20 protein-coding genes are annotated in these 20,292 nt (G+C 64.6%); 14 read left to right on the top strand and 6 right to left on the bottom strand.

Going from position 1 to position 20,292, the window contains the following annotated elements:
• Positions 1 to 77: 77 nt before the first annotated feature.
• The 4 genes from AC1DSD_RS11555 to AC1DSD_RS11540 all read left to right on the top strand — a co-directional run bounded on the left by AC1DSD_RS11555 (position 78) and on the right by AC1DSD_RS11540 (position 4,238).
• Positions 78 to 659 carry an LptA/OstA family protein gene (locus AC1DSD_RS11555; RefSeq protein ID WP_478030163.1) on the top strand — a complete coding sequence of 194 codons (582 nt, stop codon included), beginning with the start codon at positions 78 to 80 and terminating at the stop codon, positions 657 to 659.
• An 89-nt stretch (positions 660 to 748) separates the two neighbouring features.
• Positions 749 to 3,151: a hybrid sensor histidine kinase/response regulator gene (locus AC1DSD_RS11550; RefSeq protein WP_478030162.1), complete on the top strand. Its 2,403-nt coding sequence runs from the start codon at positions 749 to 751 to the stop codon at positions 3,149 to 3,151.
• On the top strand, positions 3,148 to 3,885 hold the full coding sequence (locus tag AC1DSD_RS11545; protein ID WP_478030161.1) for a polysaccharide deacetylase family protein: 738 nt from the start codon (positions 3,148 to 3,150) through the stop codon (positions 3,883 to 3,885). The genes AC1DSD_RS11550 and AC1DSD_RS11545 overlap by 4 nt, the downstream gene beginning before the upstream one ends.
• 8 nt (positions 3,886 to 3,893) lie before the next feature.
• Positions 3,894 to 4,238, top strand: a complete 345-nt coding sequence (locus AC1DSD_RS11540) for a response regulator (protein ID WP_478030160.1) — start codon at positions 3,894 to 3,896, stop codon at positions 4,236 to 4,238.
• 31 nt (positions 4,239 to 4,269) lie between these two features.
• Here AC1DSD_RS11540 and AC1DSD_RS11535 read toward each other — a convergent pair whose 3' ends face one another.
• Positions 4,270 to 4,785 (bottom strand): phosphoribosyltransferase, encoded by a 516-nt coding sequence (locus tag AC1DSD_RS11535; protein WP_478030159.1) that lies wholly within the window; start codon positions 4,783 to 4,785, stop codon positions 4,270 to 4,272.
• A complete protein-coding gene (locus tag AC1DSD_RS11530; RefSeq protein ID WP_478030158.1) occupies positions 4,785 to 5,804 on the bottom strand; it encodes an adenosine deaminase in 1,020 nt (339 codons plus the stop codon). Before AC1DSD_RS11530 ends, AC1DSD_RS11535 begins: the two co-directional genes overlap by 1 nt.
• Before the next feature lie 170 nt (positions 5,805 to 5,974).
• Between AC1DSD_RS11530 and recA the strand changes: the two genes are divergently transcribed.
• From recA to AC1DSD_RS11515, 3 genes are all read left to right on the top strand, one after another.
• A complete protein-coding gene (gene recA, locus AC1DSD_RS11525) occupies positions 5,975 to 7,057 on the top strand; it encodes a recombinase RecA (RefSeq protein ID WP_478030157.1) in 1,083 nt (360 codons plus the stop codon).
• 252 nt (positions 7,058 to 7,309) lie between these two features.
• Positions 7,310 to 8,128, top strand: coding sequence for a class I SAM-dependent methyltransferase (locus AC1DSD_RS11520; RefSeq protein WP_478030156.1), 819 nt, complete (start codon positions 7,310 to 7,312; stop codon positions 8,126 to 8,128).
• Positions 8,129 to 8,160: 32 nt separating this feature from the next.
• Positions 8,161 to 8,787, top strand: a complete 627-nt coding sequence (locus AC1DSD_RS11515; protein ID WP_478030155.1) for a glutathione S-transferase family protein — start codon at positions 8,161 to 8,163, stop codon at positions 8,785 to 8,787.
• A 4-nt stretch (positions 8,788 to 8,791) separates the two neighbouring features.
• Here AC1DSD_RS11515 and AC1DSD_RS11510 read toward each other — a convergent pair whose 3' ends face one another.
• On the bottom strand, positions 8,792 to 10,099 hold the full coding sequence (locus AC1DSD_RS11510) for a dicarboxylate/amino acid:cation symporter (RefSeq protein ID WP_478030154.1): 1,308 nt from the start codon (positions 10,097 to 10,099) through the stop codon (positions 8,792 to 8,794).
• 75 nt (positions 10,100 to 10,174) lie between these two features.
• Between AC1DSD_RS11510 and AC1DSD_RS11505 the strand changes: the two genes are divergently transcribed.
• The gene (locus AC1DSD_RS11505) at positions 10,175 to 11,440 is read left to right on the top strand and encodes a M24 family metallopeptidase (RefSeq protein ID WP_478030153.1); all 1,266 of its coding nucleotides are present in this window, start codon (positions 10,175 to 10,177) and stop codon (positions 11,438 to 11,440) included.
• Positions 11,441 to 11,686: 246 nt separating this feature from the next.
• Here AC1DSD_RS11505 and AC1DSD_RS11500 read toward each other — a convergent pair whose 3' ends face one another.
• Both AC1DSD_RS11500 and rnd read right to left on the bottom strand, forming a co-directional pair.
• Positions 11,687 to 11,980 (bottom strand): I78 family peptidase inhibitor, encoded by a 294-nt coding sequence (locus AC1DSD_RS11500; RefSeq protein ID WP_478030152.1) that lies wholly within the window; start codon positions 11,978 to 11,980, stop codon positions 11,687 to 11,689.
• The gene (rnd, locus tag AC1DSD_RS11495) at positions 11,977 to 13,152 is read right to left on the bottom strand and encodes a ribonuclease D (RefSeq protein ID WP_478030151.1); all 1,176 of its coding nucleotides are present in this window, start codon (positions 13,150 to 13,152) and stop codon (positions 11,977 to 11,979) included. The genes AC1DSD_RS11500 and rnd overlap by 4 nt, the downstream gene beginning before the upstream one ends.
• Positions 13,153 to 13,323: 171 nt before the next feature.
• On the opposite strand from rnd, the gene aspS reads away from it, so the two are divergent.
• The 5 genes from aspS to AC1DSD_RS11470 all read left to right on the top strand — a co-directional run bounded on the left by aspS (position 13,324) and on the right by AC1DSD_RS11470 (position 18,339).
• Positions 13,324 to 15,159: an aspartate--tRNA ligase gene (gene aspS / locus AC1DSD_RS11490; protein WP_478030150.1), complete on the top strand. Its 1,836-nt coding sequence runs from the start codon at positions 13,324 to 13,326 to the stop codon at positions 15,157 to 15,159.
• An 89-nt stretch (positions 15,160 to 15,248) separates the two neighbouring features.
• The gene (locus tag AC1DSD_RS11485) at positions 15,249 to 15,854 is read left to right on the top strand and encodes an NAD(P)-dependent oxidoreductase (RefSeq protein WP_478030149.1); all 606 of its coding nucleotides are present in this window, start codon (positions 15,249 to 15,251) and stop codon (positions 15,852 to 15,854) included.
• A gap of 43 nt (positions 15,855 to 15,897) precedes the next feature.
• Positions 15,898 to 16,671, top strand: coding sequence for a polyphosphate kinase 2 family protein (locus AC1DSD_RS11480; protein WP_478030148.1), 774 nt, complete (start codon positions 15,898 to 15,900; stop codon positions 16,669 to 16,671).
• 23 nt (positions 16,672 to 16,694) lie between these two features.
• A complete protein-coding gene (locus tag AC1DSD_RS11475) occupies positions 16,695 to 16,982 on the top strand; it encodes a DUF6356 family protein (RefSeq protein WP_478030147.1) in 288 nt (95 codons plus the stop codon).
• 1 nt (position 16,983) lies between these two features.
• The gene (locus AC1DSD_RS11470; protein WP_478030146.1) at positions 16,984 to 18,339 is read left to right on the top strand and encodes an FAD/NAD(P)-binding protein; all 1,356 of its coding nucleotides are present in this window, start codon (positions 16,984 to 16,986) and stop codon (positions 18,337 to 18,339) included.
• Positions 18,340 to 18,549: 210 nt separating this feature from the next.
• On the opposite strand, the gene AC1DSD_RS11465 is transcribed toward AC1DSD_RS11470, so the two are convergent.
• Complete coding sequence (locus AC1DSD_RS11465; RefSeq protein WP_478030145.1) at positions 18,550 to 19,179, bottom strand: carbonic anhydrase; 630 nt, start codon at positions 19,177 to 19,179, stop codon at positions 18,550 to 18,552.
• A gap of 65 nt (positions 19,180 to 19,244) precedes the next feature.
• Here AC1DSD_RS11465 and lipA point away from each other — a divergent pair, with 65 nt between their 5' ends.
• Positions 19,245 to 20,255 carry a lipoyl synthase gene (lipA, locus tag AC1DSD_RS11460; RefSeq protein ID WP_478030144.1) on the top strand — a complete coding sequence of 337 codons (1,011 nt, stop codon included), beginning with the start codon at positions 19,245 to 19,247 and terminating at the stop codon, positions 20,253 to 20,255.
• Positions 20,256 to 20,292 lie beyond the last annotated feature (37 nt).

The following is a 20,292-nucleotide window of genomic DNA, read 5'->3' as shown; positions in this document are numbered from 1 at the left end:
CATCGCCAGGAGTTCAATGGTATTTTTTGGCGTGGTTGGGTGCTTTCAACGCGCGAAACCTTGTTGTAGGCAAAATCATGGCTCATCCGCGTACCACGTTCATCCTTCTCGCTTGCGCCGCGACCTTGCTCGGCGCGCGCGTTTCGGCGTTCCAGTCGGGCGGAAACGAGACGCTGAGCGTCGATGCCGACCATCTCGAAATCCAGGACAAGGTGCAGCGCGCGCTGGCGCAGGGCAACGTCCGCGCCCGCCAGGGAGCGATGACGGTAACGTCCGACCGGGCCGAAGTACTTTATTCCTCGAGCCTCATGAGCTCGAGCGGTGCGCCGCCGGAAATCTCGCAGATCCGCGCGTCGGGCAATGTCGTCGTGACCCGGCCCGGGGAGAAAGCCTCGGGCTCCTATGCGATCTACGATCTCAACAAGCGCATCATCACGATGATCGGCAATGTCGTGCTGAATCGCGGCGCCAACGTGGTTCGCGGCGGACGGCTGGTGATCAATCTCAACAATAACGGCGCGTCGCTCGATTCCGGCGGGAAGGTCGGCACGAGCAAGTCGGGCGGCCGGGTGACCGGCGTCTTCTCGGTTCCCAAGCGCAATACCGACGCTCCCGCGACGCCTAGCACCGCCAGCCCGAGCACCCCTGACAAGAAATAGCATCGGCTGATGCGGCGGAGAGGCGCCGGCGCGGGTCGGGGATTCCCGACGATGCTTGACCTGCCTAGCCACCGCGCCACAAGGGGCTGATGGCTTCCCGACCTGTTCCAAACGATGCACGCGCCCCCGGTCAGCGCCAAGCGCTGATCGTCGCGGCGACGTGCGGTGCGGGGGCGGCGCTGATCGCGCTGATGACTCTCCACAATTTCGCCATTGCAGGGGGATTCGCGGCCGCCATGCTGTTGCTGGTCGGCGCCGTTATCGTCTGGTCGCGGTTCGCGCCGGCGGCGTCCGACATACCCGGCGAAACCGACTGGAGCGTGGCGCGCGCGCTCGCGGCGGCAAGCGACGATGCGATCGCCGTGACCGACCGGGCTGGGCGGCTCATTTGCGCCAATGAGCGCTATCGCGCGCGCTTTGCCGGCTATCCGACGCCTCCCGGCCTGCCGCTCGACGACAATGGCCCGGGCGAGCTTGCGGCGGCGGGGCGCATCGCCTGGCGCGACGGGTCGGCCGAGCTCGATCGCATCACGACGCGCGGCGCGCCGCTCGCGGTGGCGATCGAGCGCGCAGGCGAGGGCGAGGACATGCTGGTCTGGCGCTTTCATGAGGCGCAGGGGCTCGATCTCGCCACCAACGTGCAGTCGATCATCGCCGGACCGACCGGCGACCGGCTGGCCGCGGCCGGCATCATGGCCGCGTTGATCGCGCCCGATGGTCGCCTGCTCGCTGCCAATCGCGTGTTGCGCGAGCGGTCGATGGGGCATGAGGAAAGCGTCGTCGTCGGCCGCGACTTCGCGCGCTTCCTGATCGCCGACGACAAAGGCCAGGTGCGGTTCGAGCGCGAGGGCCCGCGTGGCGCGCCGCTCCGCATCCTGCAGATTCCGTTCCTCGACGGAGAGGATGCGCCGATCCTGGTCGTGCTGCTCGACGAGGAGGAGCATGGCCAGCCGGCGATCGGTGGATCGGCTGCGGCGCATGTCAAAAGCCTGATCTCGCTGCTGCCGGTCGGGCTCGCCTTGGTCGATCGCGACGGGCGCTTCGTCCAGATGAACGATCCGTTCGTCCGCGCGGCACAAGTGGATCAGGCGCAGCCGCCGCTTTATCCCGGCGACCTGGTGGTGCGTGAGGACAAGGCGGCGGTGGCCGATGCGATCCGCCGCTTCGCCAATGGCGCGACCCATTCGATGGACATGGCGATCCGCCTGAAGGACCATCCCGACGAACCGGTCGCGCTGACCATCGCCGGCGCGCGCGGGCTGGGCGATGCCGCCGTGCTGCTGAGCCTCAAGGACAATGGCGAAGAGACCCGGCTCAAGCGCGAAGTCGCGCAGGCGACCAAGATGCAGGCCGTCGGCCAGCTCGCCGGTGGCGTCGCGCACGATTTCAACAATATCCTGACCGCGATCATCGGCCATTGCGACCTGATGCTGATGCGCCATTCGCCCGGCGACAGCGATTATGACGACATTCAGCAGATCAAGGCGAACTCCAACCGGGCAGCCAGCCTGACGCGCCAATTGCTGGCCTTTTCGCGCCAGCAGACGTTGCGGCCGCAAGTGCTGCAGCTGCCCGATGTGATCTCGGAAGTATCGCAATTGCTCAAGCGCCTGCTCGGCGAGACGGTGAAGCTCGAAGTGCGGCACGGACGCAACCTGGGGGCGGTGCGCGCCGACCCCGGACAACTCGAGCAGGTCGTCGTCAATCTGGCGGTCAATGCGCGCGATGCGATGCTGTCCAAGGATCCCAATGGCGGCGGAACGCTGACCATTACTTCCCGGGCGGTCAGCGCGGCGGAGGTCCGCAAGATGGGATCCGACATCCTGCCAATCGCCGATTATTCGGCGCTGGAGATGAGCGACACCGGCACCGGCATCCCACCCGAAATCCTCGGCAAGATCTTCGAGCCGTTCTTCACCACCAAGGAAATCGGCAAGGGAACCGGGCTGGGTCTGTCGACCGTCTATGGCATCGTCAAACAGTCGGGCGGCTATATCTTCGCCGATTCCAAACCGGGCCAGGGCGCGACCTTCTCGATCTATTTTCCCGTCCACGCCGCCGAGGCGCCCAAGATCGCCAAGGTCGCCGCCAAGGAAAAGCCGGTCGATCTGTGGGGAACCGGCTTGATCCTGCTGGTCGAGGATGAAGATATGGTCCGGGCAGTCGCCGAGCGCGCGCTGACGCGGCAGGGCTATACCGTGCTGACCGCCGAGAATGGCGAAGCGGCGCTCGAATTGCTGGCGCGAGGTGAAAAGCCGGATCTGCTTATTTCTGACGTCGTGATGCCGTCGATGGACGGCCCGACGATGGTGCGCCACGCCCGCGAGCGCTATCCCGATCTGCCGATCTTGTTCATGTCGGGCTATGCCGAGGAACAGCTGCGAAAGTCGATCGACCTCGACAACGTAGCGTTCCTGCCCAAGCCCTTTTCAGTGCAGCAACTCGCCGAAGCGGCGCGCGACATGCTGACCTCGTCCGTGGTCGAGCAATGACCCGACGTCGCGTGATCGTCGCCGCGGTGGCGGTGATAATCATTCTCGTCATCGCCATCGGCCTGTTTCGGATCAGCCGGGCATTGTGCTTTCAGTTGGTCGGCACGCCGATCTGTCACGTCGATACGCACGAGAAGCTGGTCGCGTTGACCTTTGACGACGGCCCCACGCCGGACGGCGTGACCTATATCCCGAACACGCTCAAACCCTATGATGCGCATGCCACGTTCTTCCTGATCGGCGAAGAGATGGTCAGGCATCCGGGCGAGGCCCGGCGGCTGCTGGCGGCCGGGCAGGAAGTGGGCAACCATAGCTATAGCCACAGTCGCATGTGGGGATTTTTCCCCGGCGGCTATGTCGAAGAGATCCGCAAGACCGACGCGCTATTGCGCGCCGAAGGCGCCCGGCCGACCCTTTTCCGCCCGCCTTTCGGCAAGAAGCTCACGGGACTGCCGATGGCGGTCGAGCAGACGGGATATCGCATGGTTACCTGGGACATCGCCGATCCCGACAGCGCGCACGACCCCCGCGCCTATGCCGATCGCGTGCTGGGTCAGGTCAAGCCAGGTTCGATCATCCTGGTCCACGCAATGTACCAATCGCGAGGGACCGCGCGGGACGCGCTGCCGCTGATCCTGGCCGGACTACGCGAGCGAGGCTATCGCGCGGTCTCAGTGGGCGAATTGCTCCATCATGGTGCGCCGGGCATGGCGTCCGGCAGCGGCGGAGACTAAGGCGAGTCATGGCATCGCCGCAGCGTATCCTTATCGTCGAGGACGAACCCTTGATCGCCATGATGCTCGAGGATTTCCTCGAGGCATTGAACAAGACGCATATCGCAACGTGTGACAGTGTGACGGCCGCGCTTGCCGTGATCGACGCCGAACGTCCCGATGCGGCGATCCTGGACATCAATCTGTCGGGCGGCGAGAAAAGCTGGCCAGTTGCCGACGCGCTGGCGGCGCGCAACATTCCCTTCGTCCTGTCGACCGGCGGTGGGGAAGACACGCCGGCCCATGCCGCTCGCCCGCGGCTAGTGAAGCCTTACACGATGGAAAACGTCGCCAAGGCGCTCGCGGAACTCTGACCGCGACGGTCGCGCTGTCGACGATCGTCGATCAGGCGATCCGGTCGGGCACTTCCGCCGCATCGGCATCGAGCGAGGCCTGCGGTGCGACCGCTTCCCAGGGGAAGACGAACCAGTCCTTGCGCTCGTCACGGTCGATCACCTCGGCGCGATAATCGACTTGTTCGCGCGACCGTTTGTTGTCGAGCAGGGTCGCGAAGCGGACATGGTCGCGCGCTGCGCCCGCGGTGGCCAATGCGGCGCGCAATTTGCCGATCGTCGCGCCCGTATCGTTGATATCATCGACGAACAGCAGCCGCTCGCCGTCGCGGGTGCGCGCCGCCAGTTTGATCAGCGGCGCGTCGGAAAAATCCTCGACGCGCGACGAATGGTCGACCGACAACATCGGCAGGCCAGTCGCGTGGCTGAGATAGACTGCCGGCGCCAGCCCGCCACGCCCGATCCCGATGATGAAGCTCGGCGTCCAGCCGCTGTCGATGATGTCGGCGGCAAGCACCTTCACTTGCGCTTCGAACGCATCGTGCGGGATCGGCGTGAAGGTCGGCATCAGCTGTGCTCCGCTACATAGGCGTCGAGCGCGGTGGTGTGGCGAGCGACATCGTCATCACTCAGGAACGACCCGAGGAACGAATTACGCGCGAGGGTGACGAGTTGATCCTTGTCAAGCCCGCGCGCCGCCGCCGCTTGGCGATAATTCTCGCCGATATAGCCGCCGAAATAGGCGGGATCGTCCGAATTTATCGTCGCGCGCAGCCCGAGGTCGAGCATCCGGTCGATCGGATGGGCGTCCATCGAGGCGACGTTGCACAATTTGACGTTGGATAATGGACAGACGGTCAGCGTCATCCCGGTCCGCGCCAGCCGGGCGGTCAGCACGGGATCTTCCAGGCTGCGATTGCCATGGTCGAGCCGGTCGATCGCGAGCAGGTCGAGTGCCTGATGGACGTAATCGGGCGGGCCTTCCTCGCCGGCATGGGCGACCAGCTTAAGGCCCTTTTCGCGCGCCGCCGCGAACACCCGCGCGAACTTTTCGGGCGGATGGCCGACTTCCGACGAATCGAGTCCGACCCCGGCAATGCGATCGAGCCAGGGTTCGGCCTGGCCAAGCGTTTCGAACGCCGCCTCCTCGCTCAAGTGGCGTAGGAAGCAGAGGATCAGTTTCGACGTCAGGCCATGTCTTGCCTCCGCCTCCGCCATTCCCGCGAGCAGTCCCTCGATCACGGTGCCAAAGGGGATGCCGCGATCGGTGTGCGTCTGGGGGTCGAAGAAGATTTCGGCATGGACCACGCCGTCCGCCGCCGCGCGATCAAAATAGGCGAGCGCGAGATCGCGGAAATCCGCTTCGGTGCGGAGCACGTTGGCGCCGGCATAATAGATGTCGAGAAAGTCTTGCAGGTTGGAAAAGCTGTAGGCGGCGCGCACTTCTTCGATCGATTTGAACGGAATCTCGACCTGGTTGCGCTCTGCCAACGAGAACATCAGCTCGGGCTCCAGGCTGCCCTCTATGTGAAGGTGGAGCTCGGCCTTGGGCAGGCCGGTGATAAAGGCGTCGAGGTCGCTCTGCATAAGCAAACCATGAAGCGGGGCAGGGGCTCGGGCAAGAAATATCGGGAAAACGCCGTTTCGGTGCGAAAAAAGTTCATGTTCCACTATTGTTCCATGAGAACAAATACGATACATGCTCTCCAACACGATTGAACGCCGGTGCTAACCCGGCTAGCGCGGAGGCCTTATCAATGGCAGCTTCTCTGAAAGTTATTGACGGCATGGCATCGCAAAATACCGACCGGCAAAAAGCACTCGAAGCTGCGCTGGCTCAGATCGATCGCGCGTTCGGCAAGGGCTCGGCGATGCGGCTGGGATCCAAAGAGACGATGCAGGTCGAATCGATCTCGACCGGCAGCTTGGGCCTCGACATCGCGCTCGGCGTCGGCGGCTTGCCGCGCGGCCGCGTGATCGAAGTGTACGGACCGGAAAGCTCGGGCAAGACGACGCTCGCGCTTCATGTCATCGCCGAAGCCCAGCGTGGCGGCGGGACGGCGGCGTTCGTCGATGCCGAGCACGCGCTCGACCCTGTCTATGCCAAGAAACTGGGCGTCAATATCGACGAGTTGATCGTGTCGCAGCCCGATACCGGAGAGCAGGCGCTCGAGATCGTCGATACGCTGGTGCGATCGAACGCGATCGACGTGCTGGTGGTCGACTCGGTCGCAGCGTTGGTGCCGCGCGCCGAAATCGAGGGTGAGATGGGCGACAGCCATGTTGGCTTGCAGGCCCGCTTGATGTCGCAGTCGCTGCGCAAGCTGACCGGATCGATCAGCCGCTCGCGCTGCATGGTGATCTTCATCAACCAGCTGCGCATGAAGATTGGCGTGATGTACGGCAATCCGGAGACGACGACGGGCGGCAACGCGCTCAAATTCTACGCCTCGGTCCGCCTCGACATCCGCCGCACCGGCCAGATCAAGGATCGCGATGATATCGTCGGCAACACCACCCGGGTGAAGGTCGTCAAGAACAAGGTCGCGCCACCGTTCAAGCAGGTCGAATTCGACATCATGTACGGCGAGGGCATTTCCAAGATCGGCGAAATCCTCGATCTCGGCGTCAAGGCCGGGCTGGTCGAGAAGTCGGGTGCTTGGTTCAGCTACGACTCGATCCGCATCGGCCAGGGCCGCGAGAACTCGAAGAATTACCTCAAGGAAAACCCCGACGTCGCCGAGCGGCTCGAACGCGCCATCCGCAATCGTACGGCAGAAGTTGCCGAAGAGATGATGGTCGGCGGCCTGGACGACGACAGCGGCGACGACGAACTCTGATACGACTTTCAAGGCAGCGCGGAAAAAAATTTGCTGCAATGCAACCAACTCGCAGTTGTTTCGTTACCGGCACAACCCCAGCGGCGATTCCCCCCTCCGCCGCAACTCCCGGAAAGGCCCGCCCACGTTGGCGGGCCTTTCATATTTGGGCTTCCGCTTGTCGATATTGTTGGGCTCTCCACCGTTGGGGTGCATAGATCGCCGCGGATGATCCATCGCCGCGGCAGGCGGGGATCAAAACGGGAGAGTCCAATGACATTGGCGTATGATTGGGCGGGGCGGGTCGGCGATACCTGGGCGGACGAATGGCGCCGCACCGATCTGAGCTTCGCCAATTTATCGCCCCATCTGAACGCGGCGATTCTCGACGCTGCGCCGGAGACCGGCACTGCGGTCGATATAGGGTGCGGCGCTGGCGGTACGGCGATCGCGCTGGCGGCTGCTCGCTCCGCTCTAACGGTGCTAGGGATCGATCTTTCGCGGAACCTCGTCGAGACAGCACGGGGGCGAGGAGCCGTTTATCCCAACCTCCGCTTCGAGGTCGGAGACGCAAGCGAGTTGGGTGACATCACCGCCGATCTTCTGTTCTCGCGGCATGGCGTGATGTTCTTCGATGATCCCATTGCCGCCTTCGCCAGGCTGCGGTGTGCGGTAACGGCCGACGCGCATCTGGTCTTCTCCTGCTTTCGCGACGTGACGCACAATCCATGGGCGATCGAGACCGCGACTGCGGTGACCGGCGCGGCGCCGCAAAAACCCGGAACATCGCCGGGGCCCTTCGCCTTCTCGGACGCCGATCGCGTCCGCGCCATTCTGCAAGCGAGCGGTTGGACCGGCGATGCGCAGCCGGTCGATTATTCGTATCGGGCAGGCGAGGGGGGGCACGCAGTCGACGATGCGCTCGCCTTTTTCAGCCGGATCGGACCCGCGGCAGCTCAGCTTCGCGGGCTCGATGACGCGGCTCGGGAAGCCGGTCGCGAGCGGTTGCGCGTTGCGCTGGCGACGCGCCTCCGCAACGACACGGTGGATTTCCCCGCCTCGGCTTGGATATGGTCGTGCCGGCCCGTCTGAGAATTTCATAAACTGGGCCGGGGAGGAACATCGTGACGCTGATCGTCCATCATCTCAACAATTCGCGGTCGCAGCGTATCCTATGGATGCTCGAGGAACTCGAGCTACCTTATGAGATCAACTATTATCAGCGCGACGCGAAGACGATGCTCGCGCCGCCGGCGCTGCGCAAGGTTCACCCGCTCGGCAAGTCGCCCGTGCTCGAGGATGACGGTCGGATAATCGTCGAGACCGGGGCGATCTGCGAATATCTGGTCGAGAAAGGCGATGGTCGGCTGGGGCCGCCCGCGCATCGCGACGACGTGCTGCGCTATCGCCAGTTCCTGCACTATGCCGAAGGATCGATGATGCCGCCGTTGCTGGTGATGCTCGTGGTCAACCGCATTCCGGTGATGGGCAAGACCGCGGCGAAGCGTATCCAGCCGATGATCGACGTCCATCTCGATTATGTCGAAAGCGAATTGGCGCAACGGCCCTGGTTCGCCGGCGACGAGATGACCGCCGCCGACATCATGATGAGTTTTCCGCTCGAAGCGGCACGAAGCCGGGCAGGACTTGGCCCATCACGCCCCGCGACGATCGCCTGGCTCGACAAGGTGCATGCGCGCCCGGCCTATCAGGTGGCGCTCGAAAAGGGCGGTCCTTACGCCTACGCCTGAGTGCTTAACGCTCGCCGCTCAGCCCGTGGCTGGGCGCGTGCGGTGGCTCGATCTCGGCGGGCTTTTCGGGATCGAGCGCGCCTTCCCAACGCGCCACCACGCTTGCCGCGATCGCGTTGCCGACGACGTTGGTCGCCGACCGTCCCATGTCGAGGAAGTGATCGACCGCGAGCACGAGCAATATCCCTGCCTCGGGCAGTTTGAACTGATTCAGCGTCGCGGCGATGACCACAAGGCTGGCGCGCGGGACGCCGGCAATCCCCTTCGACGTGATCATCAACGTCAACAGCATGAAGATTTGCGTGCCGAGATCGAGCTGGATGCCATAGGCCTGCGCGATGAACAGCGAGGCGAAGGTCATGTACATCATCGAGCCGTCGAGATTGAACGAATAGCCCAGCGGCAACACGAAGCTCGAAATCCGTGACGGCACGCCAAACCGGTCGAGTGCCTCCAGCGTGCGCGGGAAGGCGGCCTCGGAAGACGCTGCGGAGAACGCGACCAGCACCGGCTCGCGGATATAACGGAACAGCGACACCGAACGGCGTCCGACGAACAGCCAGGCGAGCAGGCCCAGCATGATCCAGAGCAATGCCAGGCCGATATAGACGCACAGCATGAAATAGCCGAGCTTGCCGATCACTTCCGGCCCACGCTCGACCAGCGCATTTGCCACCGCCGCGAACACCGCGAGGGGTGCGAGGCGCATCACATAATCGGTGATCTGCAGCATGACCTTGGTCAGCGCCTCGGCCGCCTTGACCAGCGGCGCGGCGCGCTCGCCGACCGCAGTGATCGCGACGCCGAAGAACACCGAGAAGATCACGATCTGAAGGATGTCGTTCTGCGCCATCGCATCGACGATCGAGCTGGGAAAGATGTGGCCGATGATCTGGATCGGGTCGAACTTGCTCTTGTCGATGTCGGTTGCGGCGTTGATCGCCGGCAGCGGCATGTTGAGCCCGGCACCCGGCTGGAGGATGTGGACGAGGACCAAGCCAAGGGTGAGCGACAACAGGCTAGCGCAGACGAACCAGCCTAGCGATTTCAACCCCACCCGGCCTAGCGCTCCAGTGTCGCCCATATGCGCGATCCCGACCACCAGGGTGCCGAACACCAACGGCGCGATGATCATCTTGATCAGTTTGAGGAAGATCGTGGTGATCAGGCCCAGCCATTTGGCGATGGTCGCCAGCGTGGCGGCTTGATCGGGCGTGGGATGACTGCCGCCGAAGGCAGCATTCGTGACCCAGCCCACAATCAGGCCCAGCACCAAGGCGATCAGGATGTAGGTCGTCAGGCGCTTGGCCAAAATAACTCTCCCCATTTTGGTGACGCAGGGAAAGGGGATTGCGAGGCCGCGGTCAAGAACCCTATCGTTACAGCCATGCCCAATTCCCACTTTTTACCCGGCCGCCGCGCGGTACTCGCTGCGGCTGCCGCCGCTCCCTTGTTCGTCTCAGCTGCGGCCCGCGCTGCCGAGCCCGATCTGTCCGAGTTGCAGGACATGACGATGGGCGCGGTGCCGATCGGCGCCGACGAACGCCGTCGCCGGCTCGACCGCGCACAGGCGCTGATGAAGCAACACGGCATCGGCGCGGTATTGATCGAGCCGGGATCGTCCTTGCTCTATTTCACCGGCATCCGCTGGGGTCGCAGCGAGCGCGCCTTGCTCGCCGTGCTGCCGGTCGAAGGTGAGCCGTGCATCGTCTCGCCTTATTTCGAGGAACCCCGGATGCGCGAGACACTCGCGATTCCGGCCGAGGTGCGGGTGTGGCAGGAGGACGAGGATCCGCTCAAGGTGGTCGCGGGCTTCCTCAAGGACCGCAAGCTCGCGGCGCGACCGGTGGGAATCGAGGAAACCGTCCGCTTCTTCATCCCGGACATGCTCGCGCACGCCATGCCCGGCGCGAAGATCGTCTCGGCCAACCCGGTCGTTCGCGGCTGCCGGATGATCAAAACGCCGGCCGAACTCGCCCTGATGCAGCTGGCTACCGATGTGACGATCGCGGCCTATCGCTGGACCTATACGCGCGTCGAAAAGGGCATGACCGGGCGCGACATCGGCGCGGTCATGGACGCCGCGACGCGCAAGCTGGGCGGCAGCCCGGAGTTCAGCCTGGTGCTGATCGGCGAGGCCGCGGCCTATCCGCATGGCACGCAAGCGGTGCACAAGGTCGATGCCGGCCAGATCGTGCTGATGGATTGCGGCTGTACCGTGCAGGGCTATCAATCCGACGTCTCGCGCACCTTCGTCTACGGGGCGGCCAGTAAGGAGCAGCGCCTGGTCTGGGACCAGGTCCATCAGGGCCAGCAGACCGCGCTCGCCGCAGCGCGGCTCGGCGTGCCGGCGGGCAGTGTCGATGTCGCGATCCGCAAGCTCTACGAGAGTTTCGGCTACGGCCCGGGCTACAAGCTTCCCGGCTGTTCGCATCGCACGGGCCATGGCATCGGCCTCGACGGGCACGAGCCTGTCAATCTGGTGCGCGGCGAAACGACCCCGCTCGCGCCGGGCATGTGCTTCTCCAACGAACCTGGCATCTACATTCCGGGCAAGTTCGGCGTGCGGCTGGAGGATTGCTTCCATATGACCGACACCGGGCCGAAATGGTTCAGCGAACCGCCTGTCTCGATCGACGCGCCGTTCCGGTAGTCATACGGGCGGCGGCAGCCACCTGCTCGCGACCTTAATTCCCTCGCCCGCTTGCGGGAGAGGGAGGGGCCCGCCGCGAAGCGGTGGGAAGGTGAGGGTCTTCTTTCTTCTTTTTTGGCTCCAACCGCCTGGAAGAAGAAAGAAGACCCTCACCTAACCTGCACCGGGTGAACAGCGCCCCGCGCTGTTCAGGTCATGCCGGGGGCATGACCGACCCGGCGCACCCGCAAGCGGGAGAGGGCAAACTCAGCCGCAGCTGAAACTCTTTACCCGGTTCTTCTCGTCGACATTGACGTTGAGACGACCGTTCAGATATTCCATCGTCACCATTTGGCCCGGTCGCAGCACGCGTGTAACCGATGCGCCCGACCGCCGCTTGGCGCGGTTGACTAACGAGGGTGTAGCGATGTGCCCGACCAGATTTCCCAGACCCTTGGCCGAACATTCGCCAGTCGGCACGCCGGGCAGCGGTGCGACCGGCGCGCACGCAGCCACGACGAACATGGTGAGGGCAAAAGCGACGATCAGGCTCTTCTTCATTGCGCATCCTCCGTCCGGGTCATGCGAAGCTTGCCGTTCTTGACCGCGAACGCCAACCGGCCTTCGACCAAATCGAGCGCATCGCGACCGAACTGATCGTAGCGCCAGCCCGTCAGGATCGACAGCCCGTCGCGTTGCCCGGCTGCCAGCGCCTCCAGTTCCTCCGACCGCGCGAGCAGCCGGGATGCGACATCGATATCGCGCGAGCGGATCTTGAGCAGCAATTTGAGCAGGTCGGCGACCAGCGACCCTTCCTTGCCGAGGCCGGGCTTGCGGTCGTCGCGCGGCGGCATTTCGTCATTGGTCATCGGCTTGGCATCGTCGAGCGCCGCCATCAGCCGCGCGCCGATATCATTGCCCGCCCAGGTCGCGGATAGCCCGCGCACGCGTGCCAGATCAGCCTGTTTACGCGGAGGATGGCTGGCGAGGTCGGCGAGCGTCTCATCCTTGACGATGCGACCGCGCGGCAAGTTCTTGCCCCGCGCCTCCATCTCGCGCCAGCGCGCCAGCGCCTTCAACCGGCCGAGCACGTCGGGCTTGCGGCCGGCGATGCGCACGCGCTTCCAGGCAAGATCGGGATCGTTGGCGTAATTGGCCGGATCGGCCAGCCGCTCCATTTCCTGATCAAGCCAGGCGCCACGCCCAGTCTTGCGCAATTTGTCGAGCATCCGCGGGAAGATTTCCGCGAGATGCGTCACGTCGGCGATCGCATAGACGATCTGGCGTTCCTCGAGCGGGCGGCGCCCCCAGTCGGTGAACCGCGCGCCCTTGTCGACCTGAATCCCCAGCCAGCTGTCGACCAGGTTGGAATAGCCGATCTGCTCGCCTTGCCCGAGCGCCATCGCCGCAATCTGCGTGTCGAACAACGGATGCGGCGTCTTGGCGGTGAGATTATAGATGATTTCGATATCCTGCCCGCCGGCATGGAACACCTTGAGTACATCCTCATTGTCGACCAGCAGGTCGAGCAGGGGCTTGAGGTCGATGCCCGGAGTCATCGGATCGATCGCCGCCGCCTCGTTGGCGTCGGCGATCTGGATCAGGCAAAGCTCCGGCCAGAACGTGCTTTCGCGCATGAATTCGGTGTCGACGCAGACGAAGTTCGATTGAGAGATTCGCGCGCAGAGATTGGCGAGGGCGGCGTTATCCTCGATCAGGCCATGGATATGCATCTTAACCCCATAGCGAGGCTCGCGCGCTTGACAAAGGCCTGTGTGAAGGGAATGCGCGCGGCTTTCCATCAACCGTCATCCCAGCGAAAGCTGGGATCTCGTGCCACAACCGTTTCGCTCGTGGCCTGAGACCCCAGTTTTCGCTGGGGCGACGTAGTCAGAGAATTACACATGCACGCCTATCGTACGCACAATTGCGCCGCACTGACTGCCGCCAATGTCGGCCAGGACGTCCGCCTGTCGGGCTGGGTGCACCGCAAGCGCGACCATGGCGGCGTACTGTTCGTCGATCTGCGCGACCATTACGGCATCACCCAGGTGGTCGCCGATAGCGATTCGCCGGCCTTGCCGATCCTGGAAGCGCTGCGCGCGGAATCGGTCGTGACGATCGACGGCGTGGTCAAGGCGCGTGCCGAGGGCACCGCCAATCCGAACCTGGCGACCGGCGAGATCGAAGTATTCGCGCGCGCCGTGACGATTCAGTCGGCGGCTGCCGAACTGCCGATGCCGGTCGCCGGTGAGGCCGACTATCCCGAGGATATTCGCCTGCGTTACCGCTTCCTCGATTTGCGGCGCGAGCGGCTGCACGCCAACATCATGCTGCGCAGCCACGTCATCTCGTCGCTCCGCCGCCGAATGATCGATCAGGGCTTCACCGAGTTCCAGACGCCGATCCTGACGGCTTCGAGCCCGGAAGGCGCACGCGACTATCTGGTCCCGAGCCGCGTCCATCCGGGCAAATTCTACGCGCTTCCCCAGGCGCCGCAGATGTTCAAGCAGCTGCTGATGGTCGCCGGCTTCGACCGCTATTTCCAGATCGCGCCGTGCTTCCGCGACGAGGATGCGCGCGCCGACCGCAGCCCGGGCGAGTTCTACCAGCTCGATTTCGAGATGAGCTACGTCACCCAGGACGACGTGTTCGCCGCGATCGAGCCGGTGCTGCACGGCGTGTTCGAGGAATTCGCCGACTGGCAGGGCAAGGGCCGCACCGTCAGCCCGCTGCCGTTTAAGCGCATTCCGTACAAGGAATCGATGCTGAAATACGGCAATGACAAGCCCGATTTGCGCAACCCGATCCTGATCACCGACGTGTCCGAACTGTTCAAGGGCTCGGGCTTCGGCCGCTTCGCTTCGATCGTCGAGGCGGGCGACGTCGTCCGCGCGATCCCGGCGCCCGGTACGGCGGAAAAGAGCCGCAAATTCTTCGACGACATGAATAGCTGGGCGCAAAGCGAAGGCTTTGCCGGCCTGGGCTATGCAACCCGCAAGGGCGGCGTGTTCGGCGGGCCGATCGCCAACAATCATGGTGAGGAAGGCATGGCGAAGATCGCCGAGGCGTTGGGGCTCGGCCCCGACGACGGCGTGTTCTTCGCCGCCGGCAAGGAAGCGCAGGCGGCCAAGCTCGCCGGCCTGGCGCGCACCCGCGTTGCTGAGCAGCTGGAGCTGATCGACGACAAAAGGTTCGAATTCTGCTGGATCGTCGACTTTCCGATGTTCGAATATGACGAGGACGCCAAGAAGGTCGATTTCAGCCACAACCCCTTCTCGATGCCGCAGGGTGAGCTGGAGGCGCTGGAAACCAAGAATCCGCTCGATATCCTGGCGTTCCAGTACGACATCGTCTGCAACGGCGTGGAGCTGTCGTCGGGCGCGATCCGGAACCACCGGCCCGAGATCATGTACAAGGCGTTCGAGATCGCCGGCTACAGCCAGCAGGATGTCGACACCAATTTCGCCGGCATGATCAATGCCTTCAAGTTCGGCGCGCCGCCGCACGGTGGGTCGGCGCCGGGCGTCGACCGCATCGTCATGCTGCTGGCCGACGAGCCCAATATCCGCGAGGTCATCGTCTTCCCGATGACGCAGAAGGCCGAGGATCTGATGATGGGCGCGCCCAATTTCGCCACCGCGAAGCAGTTGCGCGAACTCAACATCCGCCTGGTCGACCAGCCGAGTGCCTCCAAGGCCTCGCCGGTGACCGAGGCGGTGGATCCCGCGGCGGGCTGAGCGCGCGACAACCCAGCGTTTCCGATCACCCGCTTTCCGCGCCGGCGTCCCTCTCCTAGGGTCGTGCCCGGATAGACGGAGATCGGACGATGAAGATCGCGATATTGGGAGCGACGGGCAGGGCGGGGTCGGAGATCGCCGCCGAACTCGCGCGGCGTGGCCATGACGTCCTGGCGATCTCGCGGAAACCGGGTCCCGCCGCCGACCATGTCACGCCGCTGGCGCTCGACGCGAGCGATTCGACGGCGTTGACCGCCGCGTTGCGGGGCCAGGATGCCGTCGTCAGCGCGATGCGCTTCGCCGATACCGACGCGCAGGCGCTGATCGCCGCCGTCACGGCGTCGGGCGTTCCGCGCTTCCTCGTCGTGGGCGGCGCGGCCGGCCTGAAGACCGGCGACGGCAAGCGCTTGTTCGACTCGCCCCATTTTCCCGACGCTTATCGTGCCGAGGCGGGGGCGGGGATCGCGTTCCTCGATGCGCTCAAGGCCAGCGCCGGCCCCGATTGGACGTTTCTCTCACCTGCCATGGTGTTCGACACTGGCCCGCGGACGGGGACGTATCGCACCGGCAAGGACGACCTGCTGACCGACAAGGACGGCAACAGCTTTATCAGCTTCGCCGATTATGCGATCGCCATGGCCGACGAGATCGAGAGGCCCCGGCATCATCGTGAGCGTTTCGCCGTCGCATCCTGAACGCCGCTCGACGGAGGCGGTTCGGCGGGGCTAGAACGGCCGCATGACGATCGATCTCAAGGATTTCGAGAAAGGCGAGAAATATGCCGGCGACTATGCCGACGATCTCGCCAAGGTGCAGAAGCGACTGGCGCATATTCAGGTCGCGCACATCCTGCACAAGCGCCGCGCGGTCGTGCTGCTCGAAGGCTGGGACGCGGCGGGCAAAGGCGGGATCATCCAGCGCCTGACCGCCGAATGGGACCCGCGCAATTTCCAGGTCTGGCCGACCAAGGCACCGACCGCGGAGGAGCTGGCGCGCCACTTCCTTTGGCGTTTCTGGCGACGCCTGCCCGGAGACGGCAATATCGGCGTGTTTGACCGCTCCTGGTATGGCCGCGTGCTGGTCGAGCGGGTCGAGAATTTCGCGACCGAGGCGCAATGGCGCCGCGGCTATGACGAGATCAACGAGTTCGAGGCGCAGCAATCCGATTCGGGCACCACGATCGTCAAACTGTTCGTCCATGTGACGCAGGAGGAACAGGACGAGCGGCTGAAGGCGCGGCTCGAACATCCCTGGAAGCGCTGGAAGACCGGCGCCGAGGACTATCGCAACCGCGACAAGCGAGACGACTATCTCGACGCGATGGCGGAGATGTTCCGCCGCACCGACACGCGCTGGGCACCGTGGATCGCGATTGACGGCAATGACAAGCAATCGGCACGCATCGCCGCGCTCGACGCCATTGCCGACCGGCTGGAAGCGCACGTCCCGATGGACCCGCCACCGCTCGACCCGGAACTTGAGAAGCTGGCGCGCAAGGCTTTGGGGATCTGAAATCACCCGGTTCACGCGGCGGCATGTCGGCGTTACCATGGCGCATGTTCGACCGCATCTTCCTGAGCCACCCCCGCAGCATCGGCGAATCCTATCCCGAGCATGCCGCGACCGCGTTCAGCTTCGGCATCCGAATGATCGGAGGCGGGTGCGCCTGCCTGATCCATGGGATCGTGCCGGCGCTGTTCACCCGCACCGCGAGTAACACCGTCAAGGCGCTCTATGGGCGCATGAAGTCGCGTCAGCCCGCTTATCAGCAACGGCCGCCGGCCTTTACCGAGCCCGATTGGCAGCTCGAATACGAGATCTGACATGATCCGCCACGTCGCCATTGTCGGCGCGGGCTTTTCGGGCACATTGCAGGCGATCAACCTGCTGCGCCACGACGGTCCCAGCGCAACGCTGATCGAACGCGCGCCCGTGCCGGGGGAGGGGCTGGCTTACGGTGCGGCCTATCCCGACCATGTACTCAACGTGCGCGCCGCCAATATGAGCGCGCTGCCCGACGATCCCGATCATTTCGTCCGCTGGCTCGCGGAGAAGGGCGAGGGCGACGCTGGCGCGACCTTCGTCCAGCGCGTCACTTATGGGGCCTATCTGCGTGACCTGCTGGCAAAGGCGCTGGCCAGTTGCGGCGGCCGTCTGAAGGTCGTGCACGGCGATGTCACCGATGTGGTGCGATCGGGCGACGGCGCGCGCGTTTCGCTGGCCGATGGCGCGACGATCGCCGCCGACACCGCGGTGCTCGCGGTCGGCAACCTGCCGCCGCACGATCCGCCTGGCTTTGCCGGTGCCGGCCTGTCGGACGAGCGCTACAAGAGCGATCCCTGGGATCGCAGCGTGCCGCTCGGGCTCAGCGACGACGACACGCTGCTGTTGATCGGTACCGGGCTGACGATGGTCGACATCGCGCTGCTGCTCGACTCAAGTGGGTTCAAGGGACGGATCGTCGCGCTGTCGCGGCGCGGGCTGGTGCCGCATCGCCACGATTCGCCCGGCCCGATGGTCGCCAAGCTCGCCGAGCGTCCGGTCGCACCGCCGTCCGACCTGGTCCGCAGGGTCCGCGAGCGCGGCGATGCGATCGGATGGCGCAATGCGGTCGACGAGTTGCGCCCTTATACTCAGGCGATGTGGGCGAATGGCAGCGATGCCGATCGTGCGCGTTTCCTCCGCCACCTTCGCCCCTGGTGGGACGTGCATCGCCACCGCCTGGCGCCGAGCGTCGCCGATCGCCTGGCCGCCATGCAGGCGCGCGGGCAGCTGGAGATCATTGCCGGCAAGACGATGTCGGCGATCGAGGATGCCGGCGGCATCGACGTGACTTGGCGTCGCCGCGGCAGCGACTCGCCCGAAACGCTGACCGCCCAGCGCATCGTCAACTGCACCGGCCCGCAAGGCGATCTCACGCGTACGACGGAGCCATTGCTCGCGACGCTGCAGCAGCGCGGCGTGATCAGGCCCGATCCTGCGCATCTCGGTCTGGACGTCGATTCGCGCGCGCAAACGATTGCTGCCGATGGCACCAGCAACGACTGGCTCTATGCGCTTGGTCCGATGACGCGCGGCGCCTTCTGGGAAATCGTCGCGGTGCCTGACATCCGGCAGCAGACCTGGAACCTCGCGCGGCGCCTGTCCAACGCGCAATGGGTCGGCTGGGAAGGGCTTTAGGCCAGCCGGATCTCAGGATTATGACTCCCCTCCCTTCCAGGGAAGGGTTGGGGGTGGGTGCGCGCGTCTGCGCGCCCACAAAGACTCAGACTTCACTCGGCAAAACAGCATCGGACGAGGCATCGAGCCTCGCCCGAGGCTCAACCCACCCCTTAATCCCCTCCCTTGCAGGGAGGGGAGATTTGAACGGGAATGTCGCGTCAGGCCCGGTCAGGCCGGGGCGAAATCGCCCTCGTCGTCCATGACGTGGAGCACGCCGTCGGCGATCGCGAAATAGGCGCCGCGCAGCTTGAGCGTGCCTGCCGCCTCGCGCTCGGGAATGCACGGGAAAGTCCGCAGGTTGCGCAGCGATACTCGCACCGTTTCCAGCTCGAGCGCACGGATCGCCTCGGGTCCGGTGCCGTATTCCGCGACGATGCGGTCGCGCGCCTCATCCAGCATGTCGACCCAATGGTCGATAAAGCCGCCTGCACCGGGAGGAGCTCCCGCGAATGCCTTCGACAACGCGGCAGCGACGCCGCCGCATGAGCCGTGGCCGAGCACGACGACTTCCTCGACTTCCAATTGGGTCACCGCGAATTCGAGCGCGGCCGACACGCCGTGGCGCCCGCCGCCGAGCTCGAACGGCGGGACGAGGTTGGCGATGTTGCGAACCGAAAAGATTTCCCCGGGCGAGGCATCGAAAATCTGCGCCGGATCGACTCGGCTGTCCGAACAGGCAATGATCATCACGCGCGGGCTCTGTGCCTCACGCAATTGGGCCCAGCGCTCGTGCTGGCGGGACCAGCCGTTCTGGCGAAAACGACGATATCCGGTGATGAGGTCTGCGAAGTCGGCCATGCGCGGCCTTTGCCAAGATGACGAGGGGGTGGCAAGCGCGCGCCGGCATCGCTATCTGCGCGGTTATGAACGAGATCACCTCCGTCGCGCGCGAGCCGCGCCAGCGCAAGCCTGACTGGATCCGCGTCAAGGCGCCGACCTCGGCTGGTTTCGCCGAGACGCGTGCGCTGATGCGCGCGAAGAGCCTGACGACGGTGTGCGAGGAAGCGGCTTGCCCCAATATCGGCGAATGCTGGTCGAAGAAGCACGCCACGGTGATGATCCTGGGCGACACCTGCACGCGCGCCTGCGCCTTTTGCAACGTCAAGACGGGCATGCCGCGCGCCGTCGACCCGATGGAGCCGCAAAACGTCGCCGATGCGGCGGCGCAGATGGGGCTGCAGCATATCGTGGTGACCTCGGTCGATCGCGATGACCTTCCCGATGGCGGCGCCAGGCAGTTCGTCCGGGTAATCGAGGCGATCCGCAAGGCCAATCCGACTACGACGATCGAGATCCTGACGCCCGATTTCCGCAACAAGCATGAAGCGGCGGTCGAGGCGATCGTCGCGGCACGCCCGGACGTCTACAATCATAATCTCGAAACCGTGCCGCGGCTCTACCCGACGATACGCCCTGGCGCGCGTTATTATGCGTCGTTGCGCCTGCTCGAGTCGGTCAAGAAGCTCGATCCGTCGATCTTCACCAAGTCGGGCGTCATGCTCGGACTGGGCGAGGAGCGGCTCGAGGTTCACCAGGTGATGGACGACATGCGCTCGGCCGATGTCGATTTCCTGACCATGGGGCAATATCTCCAGCCGACGCCGCGCCACACCAAGGTGATGGATTTCGTCACGCCCCAAGCGTTCGACGCTTATGCCGCGATCGCGCGTGCCAAAGGGTTTCTGCTGGTCGCCTCGTCGCCACTGACGCGGTCGAGCTACCATGCCGGCGACGATTTCGCGAAGATGAAGGCGAACCGCGACGCGAAACTCTCATCCGTCGCCCCAGCGAAAGAACGTCGGGTTGAGCATGCCCCGCATGCTCAAGGATCGTCCGGGGGACGATCCGACCCGACGTTGGTATCAGGCGATTGAGACCGACACCGCTCAAGATGCCAGCTTACGCTGGCAT

The sequence above is a fragment of the Sphingomonas sp. P4_D12 genome, assembly GCF_056401895.1.
The sequence above is the reverse complement of the archived record's forward strand: the minus strand, read 5'-3'. Positions and strand labels throughout refer to the sequence as shown.

Excerpts from the sequence above, each read along its gene's own strand:
- AC1DSD_RS11555 (WP_478030163.1), top strand. The coding sequence starts at position 78 with ATGGCTCATCCGCGTACCACGTTCATCCTTCTCGCTTGCGCCGCGACC.
- AC1DSD_RS11550 (WP_478030162.1), top strand. The coding sequence starts at position 749 with ATGGCTTCCCGACCTGTTCCAAACGATGCACGCGCCCCCGGTCAGCGC.
- AC1DSD_RS11545 (WP_478030161.1), top strand. The coding sequence starts at position 3,148 with ATGACCCGACGTCGCGTGATCGTCGCCGCGGTGGCGGTGATAATCATT.
- AC1DSD_RS11540 (WP_478030160.1), top strand. The coding sequence starts at position 3,894 with ATGGCATCGCCGCAGCGTATCCTTATCGTCGAGGACGAACCCTTGATC.
- AC1DSD_RS11535 (WP_478030159.1), bottom strand. The coding sequence starts at position 4,785 with ATGCCGACCTTCACGCCGATCCCGCACGATGCGTTCGAAGCGCAAGTG.
- AC1DSD_RS11530 (WP_478030158.1), bottom strand. The coding sequence starts at position 5,804 with ATGCAGAGCGACCTCGACGCCTTTATCACCGGCCTGCCCAAGGCCGAG.
- recA (WP_478030157.1), top strand. The coding sequence starts at position 5,975 with ATGGCAGCTTCTCTGAAAGTTATTGACGGCATGGCATCGCAAAATACC.
- AC1DSD_RS11520 (WP_478030156.1), top strand. The coding sequence starts at position 7,310 with ATGACATTGGCGTATGATTGGGCGGGGCGGGTCGGCGATACCTGGGCG.
- AC1DSD_RS11505 (WP_478030153.1), top strand. The coding sequence starts at position 10,175 with ATGCCCAATTCCCACTTTTTACCCGGCCGCCGCGCGGTACTCGCTGCG.
- AC1DSD_RS11500 (WP_478030152.1), bottom strand. The coding sequence starts at position 11,980 with ATGAAGAAGAGCCTGATCGTCGCTTTTGCCCTCACCATGTTCGTCGTG.
- rnd (WP_478030151.1), bottom strand. The coding sequence starts at position 13,152 with ATGCATATCCATGGCCTGATCGAGGATAACGCCGCCCTCGCCAATCTC.
- aspS (WP_478030150.1), top strand. The coding sequence starts at position 13,324 with ATGCACGCCTATCGTACGCACAATTGCGCCGCACTGACTGCCGCCAAT.
- AC1DSD_RS11485 (WP_478030149.1), top strand. The coding sequence starts at position 15,249 with ATGAAGATCGCGATATTGGGAGCGACGGGCAGGGCGGGGTCGGAGATC.
- AC1DSD_RS11480 (WP_478030148.1), top strand. The coding sequence starts at position 15,898 with ATGACGATCGATCTCAAGGATTTCGAGAAAGGCGAGAAATATGCCGGC.
- AC1DSD_RS11475 (WP_478030147.1), top strand. The coding sequence starts at position 16,695 with ATGTCGGCGTTACCATGGCGCATGTTCGACCGCATCTTCCTGAGCCAC.
- AC1DSD_RS11470 (WP_478030146.1), top strand. The coding sequence starts at position 16,984 with ATGATCCGCCACGTCGCCATTGTCGGCGCGGGCTTTTCGGGCACATTG.
- AC1DSD_RS11465 (WP_478030145.1), bottom strand. The coding sequence starts at position 19,179 with ATGGCCGACTTCGCAGACCTCATCACCGGATATCGTCGTTTTCGCCAG.
- lipA (WP_478030144.1), top strand. The coding sequence starts at position 19,245 with ATGAACGAGATCACCTCCGTCGCGCGCGAGCCGCGCCAGCGCAAGCCT.